The sequence below is a fragment of the Bacillus sanguinis genome (assembly GCF_018332475.1).
Classification (GTDB): domain Bacteria; phylum Bacillota; class Bacilli; order Bacillales; family Bacillaceae_G; genus Bacillus_A; species Bacillus_A sanguinis.
On record NZ_BOQB01000079.1, the window covers coordinates 1 to 11,413 of the forward strand.

12 protein-coding genes and 2 pseudogenes are annotated in these 11,413 nt (G+C 38.8%); 2 read left to right on the top strand and 12 right to left on the bottom strand.

Annotated elements, in window-relative coordinates:
- Positions 1–110: 110 nt before the first annotated feature.
- The 12 genes and pseudogenes from KI369_RS10585 to KI369_RS10635 form a co-directional block, all read right to left on the bottom strand.
- Positions 111–236, bottom strand: a pseudogene (locus KI369_RS10585) (hypothetical protein); the annotation flags it as partial.
- Positions 184–324: a hypothetical protein gene (locus KI369_RS10590; protein WP_162493026.1), complete on the bottom strand. Its 141-nt coding sequence runs from the start codon at positions 322–324 to the stop codon at positions 184–186. The pseudogene KI369_RS10585 and the gene KI369_RS10590, both read right to left, overlap by 53 nt.
- Before the next feature lie 326 nt (positions 325–650).
- On the bottom strand, positions 651–1,307 hold the full coding sequence (locus tag KI369_RS10595; RefSeq protein ID WP_000845541.1) for an organomercurial lyase MerB1: 657 nt from the start codon (positions 1,305–1,307) through the stop codon (positions 651–653).
- Between the two features lie 149 nt (positions 1,308–1,456).
- Entirely contained in the window at positions 1,457–2,086 is a 630-nt protein-coding gene (gene merB2, locus KI369_RS10600) for an organomercurial lyase MerB2 (protein WP_000792368.1), read from the bottom strand.
- A complete protein-coding gene (gene merR2, locus KI369_RS10605) occupies positions 2,083–2,472 on the bottom strand; it encodes a mercury resistance transcriptional regulator MerR2 (RefSeq protein WP_000389892.1) in 390 nt (129 codons plus the stop codon). The genes merB2 and merR2 overlap by 4 nt, the downstream gene beginning before the upstream one ends.
- Positions 2,473–3,372: 900 nt before the next feature.
- The gene (gene merA, locus KI369_RS10610; protein ID WP_033665599.1) at positions 3,373–5,031 is read right to left on the bottom strand and encodes a mercury(II) reductase; all 1,659 of its coding nucleotides are present in this window, start codon (positions 5,029–5,031) and stop codon (positions 3,373–3,375) included.
- Positions 5,032–5,088: 57 nt separating this feature from the next.
- Positions 5,089–5,268, bottom strand: a pseudogene (locus KI369_RS29985) (heavy-metal-associated domain-containing protein); the annotation flags it as partial.
- 18 nt (positions 5,269–5,286) lie between these two features.
- Positions 5,287–5,661, bottom strand: a complete 375-nt coding sequence (gene merP, locus KI369_RS10615; protein ID WP_000867937.1) for a mercury resistance system substrate-binding protein MerP — start codon at positions 5,659–5,661, stop codon at positions 5,287–5,289.
- A gap of 23 nt (positions 5,662–5,684) precedes the next feature.
- On the bottom strand, positions 5,685–5,981 hold the full coding sequence (gene merT / locus KI369_RS29815; RefSeq protein WP_000660891.1) for a mercuric transport protein MerT: 297 nt from the start codon (positions 5,979–5,981) through the stop codon (positions 5,685–5,687).
- The gene (merE, locus tag KI369_RS10625; RefSeq protein WP_254912385.1) at positions 5,978–6,265 is read right to left on the bottom strand and encodes a mercury resistance MerE; all 288 of its coding nucleotides are present in this window, start codon (positions 6,263–6,265) and stop codon (positions 5,978–5,980) included. The genes merT and merE overlap by 4 nt, the downstream gene beginning before the upstream one ends.
- Entirely contained in the window at positions 6,262–6,660 is a 399-nt protein-coding gene (gene merR1 / locus KI369_RS10630) for a mercury resistance transcriptional regulator MerR1 (protein ID WP_000672080.1), read from the bottom strand. Before merR1 ends, merE begins: the two co-directional genes overlap by 4 nt.
- Positions 6,661–6,737: 77 nt before the next feature.
- Complete coding sequence (locus tag KI369_RS10635) at positions 6,738–7,466, bottom strand: organomercurial lyase MerB3 (protein ID WP_001073002.1); 729 nt, start codon at positions 7,464–7,466, stop codon at positions 6,738–6,740.
- A 431-nt stretch (positions 7,467–7,897) separates the two neighbouring features.
- Here KI369_RS10635 and KI369_RS10640 point away from each other — a divergent pair, with 431 nt between their 5' ends.
- A complete protein-coding gene (locus tag KI369_RS10640) occupies positions 7,898–8,467 on the top strand; it encodes a recombinase family protein (RefSeq protein WP_000668443.1) in 570 nt (189 codons plus the stop codon).
- 1 nt (position 8,468) lies between these two features.
- On the top strand, positions 8,469–11,413 hold a 2,945-nt coding region (locus KI369_RS10645), incomplete at its 3' end, for a Tn3 family transposase (protein ID WP_212955918.1).

The window sequence follows — 11,413 nt, forward strand, 5'->3', positions numbered from 1 at the left end:
AGTTGATGGGCATGGGGTCTTACCAACAAAACGCGGAAAACATACGCTAAGAGAATTTTGGGAGGAAAAAAGCCGATTTTCCCTACCTAAGGAATCATCGGCCTTTAGTATTATTGAATAAGAGGGCGTAGTGAATATAAACTTGCTACTTTCTTCATATCAAATGTGTATTCGCCAAGAAAATTAATATGTTCCCATCCCAATGGAGAAATATGTTTTAGCAGGTCTTCTCGTAAACTTATATTTGTACACAGCTGCCCTATCTTTTTCAATCCCTAGTCGTACGAGGGAACATCCGCAAGCAGGACAGATTAATGTTTGCATATTTTTCCCTCCTAGAATGATGAATTTTTTTATTCAATACCTCCATGATTTATGGATTTTAACTGTATTTTTGTACTGTTTTTCCGTCTTTAAAGCCTTCAATCGTAGCATCGAATAAATACTCCGGTACCATGGCATATACGGATCGGCTCCTTAGTACAGAAATACCGGGTATTTTTGTAGGTTTTACCACCTTTGCATACTTCGCGTAGTTAGCGGTCAGAGATATAAGAAATCAGGTATAAAAGAGGGAAACCTGTCCTGAGCTGGCCCTGGGTTTCATCTTTCAGACCTGTGGCTCCTTCTGGTATCGTGGTTACTTGCGACTAAATGTCACAGCATGACCCATTGGCAGGTCTAGATTCCTCGTAACGCGTCCCCATTAGGCGACCCAGTTCAAAGGCATCTTCTACAGATAACACTTTTCCCCCTGGATGTTGGTCAAGCCAGTCTTCGGCTGCATTCGGTGAGCTGAAGAAATGGACTTCGTTGCAGAATGCCGTACGAATCGAGGACATATCATCTGGCGTCACGATTGAGACAACGGCAGTGGAAGGTTCCACGCTTACAATGTGGTCCGGTTCCACATTCAACCGTATAGGTTCTCCGGTGCTGTGACAGGGTGACTCGATGTTGACCGAACGACCGATGAGTGCTGGAAATATAAGTGTGTCAAGGGCGCACCAGGCATATAGTTGCTTCCCATCAACCGTAAAGTGGTGAGGGGTAGGGATAAGGGTAAGACCTAAACCAACGACACGGCCTTGTTCGTCGATTTCCACGCTTGGCAGAGACTGGAGAACTTTCTTCACCTCTTCAACAGGTTTTCCGGTCGTTGTCGCCATATCTTCAATGGTGACAGACTCCCCCCCTGCTAGCATTTGTAACAACGGGCGAAACAGCCACTTCATGGATTCTCCTCCCTCTCCCTTGTTCGACTGTTGGTCAAGTCGGGTTACGATTTCCTGAATTTCAGTTTTCATGTCTTTTTCCTCCTTTGTTATTTTTTGTTCCTATTATTATTTTCGATATTACTTTTCATTACCTAAAAACTCCATTTGTTGGACTAATTGACCGATAAAAGCATCCTTTTCATAGCTTGTCTGATTTTTGAAACTTCATGGGCTCTACCCTATGATAAAAATTTTTTCAATTCGTTTCCAAAAGAGAGAGCTTGTTCCAAAGTCATAATTTCCCCTTGCAATTTTGGATGTTCTTCTTTCCACTTGTTTGCATGCTCAACTGAGCTAAAATAGTGAATTTGTTTACATGTTCCTCCGGCCCATGGAGCCTCAGAATCAAACGGCACTGTCCAGATTACTGTTGAATCAGGAGTTGTTTTTGCTAATTTTCCATTTCGGACAGTTACCTCAATCGGTTCACCTGTGTACGCACAACGGGAATGTATATCGACATCAGCAACCAGAGCAGTTGACAGCTCCAATGTCGATATTGCACACCAGGCAAATAAAGTTCGTCCTCCTAAATGAATCTGGTTAGTAGTCGGTATAATCGATAAGCCCAATGCCCCTACTATTTTTTGATCCGCCTCCCGAACGATCATCTGCCGTTGGGCTAATATCTTCACTACTGACTGAACTGTTTTTGTATTAATTCCCGTTTGATTTATTAAAGAACTTTCTGTAACTGCCTGCCCATCACGAATGGAGAAAAAAATTGTCCGAAGAATAGGCACTGATTCTTTAGGCAGCTTAGCTAACAATAGTTCATAAAATTTTTTGAGTTCTGTTTTATTCTTCATTGTTTAAATCCCTCCATTTGATTGAATGCCTCTTTCGGGGAATCAAGGTACGATTCAATGTGTTTACGCAACTTTTGTAGTTCGTTGATTTGTTCGTCTATCTTGGTCAGTTTATCTTTTAACAAATGTTGTAGATGCGGTTCTATCTCCACCGTATTTTTTTCGAAAATCACTATTAAATCTTTCATTTCCTCCAGTGATACGCCTAATGATCGGAGTTGTTTAATACCATTGATACAAAACACATGCTCTTGGTTATAAACGCGGTAATTACCTTCGCTACGCTTTATAGAAGGCAGTATCAATTCCTTTTCTTCATACAGTCGAATGGCTTTTCGACTGACTCCTGTTTGTTGGGCTAGTTGACCAATCGTTAAATCCTCCATTATCTCCCCCCTTTTCGTTAACTGGAAGACCATCACTGAATTAACTAGAGTTTACAACGTTCACCTTAGGGGAAGGTCAAGTGCAATTTTATAATTTAAATACAAAGTTTAATCAGGAGATAGAAGTAACATCATCTTTAAAATGGTGTTATTGCAACATTTCTATAATAAACTCGACATGAAAACCGTTTCCTTGATACTAGCGAGTATTATATGGTAACCCAAGGCTACCTTCGCGAATGGGTTTGCTTGGGGTAATGTAATTTATACATTCAGATTTTAAAGAATCCTCAATTAAAACAACTTATGGAAATCTATCGTCGGGATGTATGCGAACCCAATCTAACAGAGTTATATCAAATTTTAATTCGTCTTGGTTACACTGTTCCAGCTCCATATAATGCTATTTCGGAATCAAAAACAGTTAAGGAACTAGGAGATATTCAAACGCCTGTTTATAGATGACCAGAAGATACTCATTGGACATTATTTCGCCGTACAGGGATTTATGGACTTTGGAATACTGGGGCAATTTCGAGCCATCGAGCAGACGTAAGTGATGCATTTATTCGTAATTATCATCGTGCAAATCGTTGCACCTAGCCACTGACTCAATGGCTGTTAAAAAGGGATTTATTCCTCTGCCACCATTAGTCATTCCTCGATAATTTGTAGAGAAACTCAATCCTTTTTATTAAGTAAGTTTTATAGATTTCAATAGCAAGAAGACTTAACCAAAGTGCACAGATTGTTGACATAATAAACCGTGTAAAACAAATATGCTATATAAATATTTCATTTCCTTAAACAGTTTAAAGTTAATTTGGCAAAGTACGGAAAACCTTATTCATAAAACAGAAAAAAGATTCCTGAGCAATAATCAGGAATCTTTTTTCTAACTTATCCAGCACAGCAAGATAATTTCGAAACATCTTTATCAAAAGTTAGGACAGCCAGCTTCAATCCTTCTGCCATTGTTAGATATGGAGCCATCGTTTCTCTCAGATCTCCAACAGTTAAACCGAATTTCACAGCTAATGTTGCTGCATAAATTACGTCTCCTGCGTTTTCTGCCACTACATGCGCCCCTAACACTTTCAATGTTTTCGCGTCTGCCACTAATTTGAAAACACCTGTTGTTTCCCGATTAACGAGCGCTCTTGGAACAGCATCCAACGGCAATACCGATGTTTTCACTTCATATCCTTTTTCTTTTGCCTGTTGCTCCGTTAAACCAACCGTTGCAATCGATGGAGAAGTAAACGTAACGCCTGGAACCACTTCTAAATTGACCTTTTGATTTAGTCCTCCGATTGCATTACGAGCAGCAAGTCCACCTTCATAAGCAGCTACATAAACAAATTGGGGACCGGGAGTGACATCTCCAGCTGAATAAATTCGGGAATTGGTCGTTTTAAGATAATCATCAATGACAATTTCACCACGGGAACCAACTTCAACGCCTGCTGCATGTAAGTTTAATGATTCTGTATTTGGTTTTCTTCCAGTGGCAATTAGCAATTGTTCTGCTTCAATAATTCGCTTTTTACCATTTATCTCAACATGAACTTTTTTAATGTCTCCATCTTGCTCAACTCGTTCATAGGTTGCACCTGTTACTAAATTAATTCCCTGTTCTGTTAAGGCCTTAGTAATGGCTTCTGAAATTTCAGGATCGTATTCTTTTAATAGACGCTCGCTTCTTTGAATCAAAGTGACTTCTGACCCGAGGTTATGAAATAGTTGTCCTAATTCCATGCCGATATATCCTGAACCAATTACGGTAAGACGATTTGGAACCTTCTTTAATTCCAATAAGCTAGTGCTTGTTAAATAATCTACTTCATCTAATCCGGGAATATTAGGTGCAGTTGAAGAAGCACCTGTAGCTATTAAAAATCTTTTGGCTGTGATTTGATTGCCATTTACTTCAACTGTATTTTCATTTACGAATTTTGCTTCACCTTTTATTAATTCAAAACCATAATCATCAATTAAATTCACATATTTTTCATTTCGCATCTCGGTTACTAAATCATTCTTTTGTTTTACTAATGGCGCTAAATCAACATTTGAAGCCGAAGTGTGTAATCCCACAAATGGATTATTTTTTGCTAGATGATTGATTTCCCCTGCTCTTAATAAGGTCTTAGAAGGAACGCATCCGACATTAACGCAAGTTCCACCCACCGTTCCACGCTCAATCATAGCCACTTTTGCGTTCAAAGCAACGGCTTCAATGGCAGATGAAAAGGCAGCTCCACCAGAACCGATGATGATGTAATCATAATCATAGTTACCTTCATCATTTAAACTTACATCTGTCCTTTTTTCCGATTGCACTTGTATTTCTTCTGCTTCGCCCGGTTGATATTGTGCGTCAGTAATCGCTGTTTTCGCGATATCAATGTCTACATCATACGGTAGTTCAAACAGTGCTTCTCCGCGACGAAAGTCTACTTCAATCCCTTTTGCACCTGCATTTTCAAGAGCAACCGCAATATGTTCTTCACAACCAGTGCAGGTCATTCCTTCAACGTTTAGCCGATATTTTTTCAATAAATTCGTCTTTTGTTCCGATTGAAATTCTTCTGCTTCGCCCGGGTGATAGTTTGCGTCAGCAATCGCATTTTTCGCGTCTTCAACTTTCACGTCATCAGGAAGCTCAAATACAGCTTCTCCACGGCGAAAATCTACTTCAATCGCTTTTGCACCCATGTTTTCAAGAGCGACAGCTACATGCTGTTCACAACCCGAACATGTCATTCCTTGCACGTTCACTCGATATTTTTTCATGGTAAAAATATCCTCCTTTTATTCGACGGGGAGACCCAAGTCTGAAACCTCCGTCTTAATTGCATCTAAATTGGTTTTCGTATCATCAAAAGAAACCGTTACTTCCGCGGTGCTTCCATTAACTTTAATGGCTGTTTTGCCAGCACCTTCAACCTGTGCAATGGCATCTTCCACAACTGATGGCGGGCAGCAATCCATCCCTGCTATAACCATGAATGTCCCCGTCTTCTCAGCTTCAGTAATAGCTTTTACATCCTTCTCTGAATTCATAGCAGTTGTTTTCACTTCACTCTTAGATACTTCAGTTTTTTGGACTTCTTGTTCGTTACTGCATGCACTAACCACTAGCATAAGGGATAGCAACATCATAATCCTGATTATTTGTACTTTCACATAATACACCCCATTTTTTATAGTCAACTTTCAACTGAAAATAAGAAAAGAAACATGGTAAAAACAAGGAACGTTGTAATCCATAAGCCAATGACAGAACTTTTCCTTTTACCCTTTCTTCCATAAACCATATAAAAGGAGTACGCAAGAAGGACAATGGTAACGATGCTGAACAATAACCGATACTTCAACGAGTAGAATGCGATTGCGCCTGCAAACCCAGTGAGTCCAAGGGGAATCAAGATTAGTGGACCCAGGCAACAACCCGCCATAACAAAAGCTGAAAATACAGTGGCTACTTGTGAAACTTTTTCTTTCATGACTTGAACTTCTCCATGCTGCAACAATCATGTGTGGTTGTATCTTTCTTTGTTTCCTCTTTTGTTTCTGGATCAAGTTTTCTCCAGCCCTTGAAAAGAGCGAAAACGAATAACAGACCCATCATGATGAAAATAACATTTTTAAATTCCGTGAAGTATGATCCCAGTGCTGTTCCTGCAATCAACGGAAGTAGTAAAAACAGATGACACGGGCATGTGATGAGTGCGACAAGAAACCAACCTGAACTTTTTATTATGTTTTTCATTTCTGTTTCACCTCTTATTTCTTCATCAGTGTTTCAATAATGGGGCATTCGTAAATATCTTTGTTTTCGGGACATCTTTCTTTAAGATCCATCAGCATTCGTTCAATCCTTTTAAGATCTTCAATTTTACGTTGAATGTCCTCTATCTTCAAAATAGTGAAATCATACATATCACGACACTTCGCTTCATCGCGATCGACAACCCCTAGCAATTTATCAATTTCATTTAAGGTAAATCCTAATTCCTGCATTCGTTTTATGAAATGCAATCGATCGACCGTTTGTTGGGAATACATTCGGTATCCTTTTTCCGTACGTTCAGGCTCTGGAATTAAGCCTAAACGCTCATAATATCGAATGGTCTCCTTGTTAACACCGCACTTGTCAGCCAGTTCTCCGATACGAAATTTCATACGTCTCACCTCACTTACAGCATAAACCACGTACCTTAGTACAGGGTAAATATATAGTTTACTTCATTCATGAGATTTTACTTACCCTTAGAGCCAGATAACGTGCCGCCAAAAACAGCAGCCCCAACCTCAAAGGCTTCCGCAAGAGTCAGCTTGTCCTTCGCCGTTGTTGAATTCTTTTCATTCGCTTTTTGCCAATGTTCCTCAGAACAATAAAATTGAATGGCTGGGCAACAGCTGGTAGAAATGGACGTTGGCTCATTCGATTCGCAAGAAGAATCGCAGCATGCGTTGGTATCGGCAGCATCCGTTGTTCCCAAGCCTACAACCACGGTATCAGGATTGGCAACGGGCATGTTGTTTTTCACATCGATGGTAATCTTTTCACCGCAAAATGCACATTCCGATTCAATAACGGCATCTGTAAACATCGATGGAATGCCAAGGGCATCAATCGCACACATGGAATAAGCTGGCAACATTCCAGCCAATGTAACACGGTGTGGAGTCGGAACTCCTGAAAAAGGATACGCCACGTTCACATCCCCAGAGTTTTGGTCCCAGTGAATTAAATCCAATTCCCTTAAACGTTGAAGAGCAGATTGGACATCAATTTGTTCCTCTGTTGCAGTTAAATCATTGATGTTGACGATTTTTCCCTCAGCCATGAAAAGAAGAATGTCTAAACGGATACTATTTTCTGAAGGAGACAATAAACGGATTTTTCCCTCAAATCCTTCTTCTGGCAAACCAAGTGATTGTAACACCTTGTCCTTTAACGAAGTATTCAAATGATTTTGATTCATGTTGCTGCCTCCTCTATTTGATCTGCAATTATTTACAGGAATTTTTCTTCCTAGTACAGAATAAACCCTGTACCATAGTACAGGGTCAAGTATGATTTATTATTTTATCTTCTAAAACTAAACTATCCCATTAGTTAAGTATAACCTTACCATCTATTCTGAAATTTAACATAGATATCCAATTTTCTTTAAAAGTGTTGTTCCACAATCTGGCCCGATTATTGAACAAAATTAAAAAAGCCATTTAATTCATTAGTTCATGGACAAATCACCATAAACGACCGTTTTTGGTTATGAATAGAGAACTTCTCTAAAAACCTTAAAAACTACTTAAATACATAACCAAAAATATAACCAAAATCAAAAGACCAATATATCTATCTCTACCCCCTTTTTGGTATAGTTAAGGCATTAATAAGGGGGGATTCTTGTTGAAATTTGGATATGCACGTGTCAGTACACAAGATCAGTCATTATCGTTACAACTTGATGCATTGGCTCACTACGGAGTGGACCAGACTTTTGAAGAAAAAGAATCAGGTAAGAAAAAAAACCGACCACAGTTAGATGACCTTCTTAAAGTTTTACGTAAAGGCGACACGGTGGTTGTCTATAAATTAGATCGTATCAGTCGTAGTACCAAACATTTAATTGAGCTTATGGAACATTTTGAAGCAAAGGGAATTCATTTTGTCTCCATTCAAGACAAGATTGACACAACAACTGCTATGGGACGTTTCTTTTTCAGAATGTTGGCCAGCATAGCAGAATTAGAACGTGATATTATCAGTGAACGAACGAAAGATGGATTGACGGCTGCTAGAGCTAGGGGAAGAAACGGAGGAAGACCGAAAGTTGATTTAAAGAAAATAGAACTTGCTATAAAAATGTATGAAAGCAAAGATTACTCTTTATCTCAAATTAAGACGGCAACAGGGATTGGAGCAACAACCTTATACCGTTATCTAGATAAGAAAAAGATATCTGGCAAGGAGTTGTAGCATGAGAGGGAAAGAATTACTAACAGAAGATCAAAGAACGGAATTTGTACGAATTCCAGCTGATATGAGCGAAAGTGAACTAGAAACTTATTATACTTTTTCACAATATGACCTTGAAATTATTAAACGACACAGAAGAGATCATAATCGATTAGGCTTTGCTGTTCAATTATGTGTTCTACGCTATCCTGGATGGTCCCTTTCAGATGTTGGACCTATTCCAGATTACATAATCGAATACATAGCTAGCCAAATAGATGTTAATCCTAATTCATTTTCTTTATATGCCCAACGAGAGCCAACTAAACATGAGCATATGGAAGAAATCCGTCAAGTTTATGGTTATCAAAATTTTTCCTTAGGGAACTATCGCAAGGCAGCTCAGTTTCTTTTGAATCATGCCCTTCAAAATGGAAATTCAATGTATCTTCTTCGTACAGCACAAGAAGAACTACGTAATCAGAAAATTATTCTCCCTGGCATGACTACTATAGAAAGGCTTGTTTGGGAAACTCGTCAACGAGCAGAGGAAAGGATTTTTAAATCATTAACTTGTACTCTTTCCAAATGGCAAAAACAAAAGTTAGATAAACTTATAGATCCATTTGTAGACAATAGAAAAACCCCTTTAGCATGGCTGAGGGAGCTTCCCGGCCAATCTTCACCTGAAGCCTTTTTAAAAGTCATAAAGCGCTTAGAATATATTCGAGAATTAAAATTAGAAATAAATACAGAACAAATCCATCCCAATCGGTTACTTCAATTATCTCGTATTGGAGCACGGTATGAACCACACTCATTTCGAAGATTTAAAGAAATGAAGAAATATGCAATTCTTGTTGCCTATCTAGTAACACTAAGCCAAGATCTAATTGACCAAGCAATTGAAATTCATGATAGACAAATGATGATTTTACAATCAAAGGGTCGTAAAACACAAGAGGAAATGCAAAAAGAAAATGGAAAAGCAGTGAATGAAAAAGTCGTGCATTTTGCAGATATTGGTGCTGCACTTATTCAAGCACGAAATGAAGGGCTTGATCCATTTAATGCTATTGAAATGATTATGCCGTGGGATAAAATTGTTTCTTCCGTTGAAGAAGCCCAAAAATTAGCCCGACCGATGGATTACGATTATCTAGATTTGTTAGAAAATCGGTTTTCTTATCTAAGAAAATATACTCCTACTTTTCTTAAATCTCTTGAATTTCGTTCTACACAAGGTACAGAGCCATTATTGCAAGCCCTAAAAACGCTAAATGAAATAAATGAATCTGGTAAAAGAAAAATTCCAAATGATGCCCCGGTAGATTTTATTCCTAAACGTTGGAAGAAGCATGTTTATGGTGATGATGGAATAATTAACCGGCACTATTATGAGATGGCTGCACTAACAGAGTTGAAAAATCATATTCGTTCAGGCGACATATCCGTAGTCGGTAGTAGACTTCATAAAGATTTTGAAGAGTATCTTGTTCCTAAAAAAGATTGGACAACAACTCGTCTTACGGAAACTAAACTAGCCGTTCGTTCATCGGCAGATGAATATATTGAGGAAAGAAGAAAGTCACTAGCTCAACGCCTTACATGGGTTTCAAATAATCTTGATTCTCTAGAAGGAGTAAATATCGAAAAGGCTAAGATCCGAGTGGACCGTTTGGAGAAGAATACACCCGAAGAAGCGAGAGCTTTTAGCCTGTCTTTATATAATATGTTGCCAAGAATAAAGCTCACTGATCTTTTAATGGAGGTAGCACACTGGACAGGATTTGATGAAATGTTGATACATGCCTCAACCAATCGCCCACCAAAGGGAGAGGAAAAAGTAGTTCTCATGGCTGCTCTCATGGCGATGGGAACTAACATAGGTCTTACTAAAATGGCAGAAGCGACACCAGGAGTTACCTATCATCAAATGGCTAATGCAGCGCAATGGCGTTTATTCGATGATGCTATAAGTCGTGCACAAGCGACATTAGTAAATTTTCAACATAAGCTTAAACTAGCTTCCTATTGGGGAGATGGAAGTACCTCTTCCTCTGATGGAATGCGCGTACAGGTTGGTGTTTCATCGTTACATGCCGATGCCAATCCACACTACGGGTCTGGAAAAGGGGCAACCATTTATCGATTTACTAGTGATCAATTTTCAAGCTTTTATACGAAAGTCATTAATACCAATGCTCGTGATGCTGTACACGTTATCGATGGATTACTTCATCATGAGACAGATTTAAATATTGAAGAGCATTTTACAGATACAGCTGGCTACGCCGACTCAGTATTTGGATTGAGTCATTTACTAGGATTTCGCTTTGCACCAAGGCTACGTGATTTAGCTGACTCTAAGCTATTCACCATCCAAATGCCTAATGAATTCCCAAAACTAGAAAATATACTCCGTGGTCGTATTAATACTAAAATTATTCAAGAGAATTTTGATGACGTATTGCGCGTAGCTCATTCTATTCGAGAAGGAAAAGTGTCTGGTTCACTTATTATGGGGAAATTAGGGTCATATGCGAGACAAAATAAACTTGCAACTACTTTGCGAGAAATGGGGAGAATCGAAAAGACCATTTTTATTTTGGATTACATATCTAACGAAACACTACGCCGTCGAATTCAGCGAGGACTAAATAAAGGGGAAGCCATGAATGGGTTAGCAAGAGCCTTATTCTTTGGAAAACGAGGTGAGTTACGAGAACGAGGAATACAAGACCAACTACAACGTGCAAGTGCTTTAAATATTCTAATAAATGCTATTAGCGTATGGAATACCGTTTATCTTACAGAAGCAACAAAATTATTGAAGGAAAAGGGGAATTTGAGAGAAGATTTACTTAAACATGTTTCTCCGTTAGGATGGGAACACATTAATTTTCTTGGTGAATACAACTTTGATGCAAGTAAAGTAGCAAGTCTACATTCACTACGCCCTCTTAT

Coding starts and splice junctions, on each gene's coding strand:
- KI369_RS10595 (WP_000845541.1), bottom strand. CDS start 1,307: ATGAAAACTGAAATTCAGGAAATCGTAACCCGACTTGACCAACAGTCG.
- KI369_RS10635 (WP_001073002.1), bottom strand. CDS start 7,466: ATGAATCAAAATCATTTGAATACTTCGTTAAAGGACAAGGTGTTACAA.
- merB2 (WP_000792368.1), bottom strand. CDS start 2,086: ATGAAGAATAAAACAGAACTCAAAAAATTTTATGAACTATTGTTAGCT.
- merT (WP_000660891.1), bottom strand. CDS start 5,981: ATGAAAGAAAAAGTTTCACAAGTAGCCACTGTATTTTCAGCTTTTGTT.
- merR2 (WP_000389892.1), bottom strand. CDS start 2,472: ATGGAGGATTTAACGATTGGTCAACTAGCCCAACAAACAGGAGTCAGT.
- merR1 (WP_000672080.1), bottom strand. CDS start 6,660: ATGAAATTTCGTATCGGAGAACTGGCTGACAAGTGCGGTGTTAACAAG.
- KI369_RS10590 (WP_162493026.1), bottom strand. CDS start 324: ATGCAAACATTAATCTGTCCTGCTTGCGGATGTTCCCTCGTACGACTA.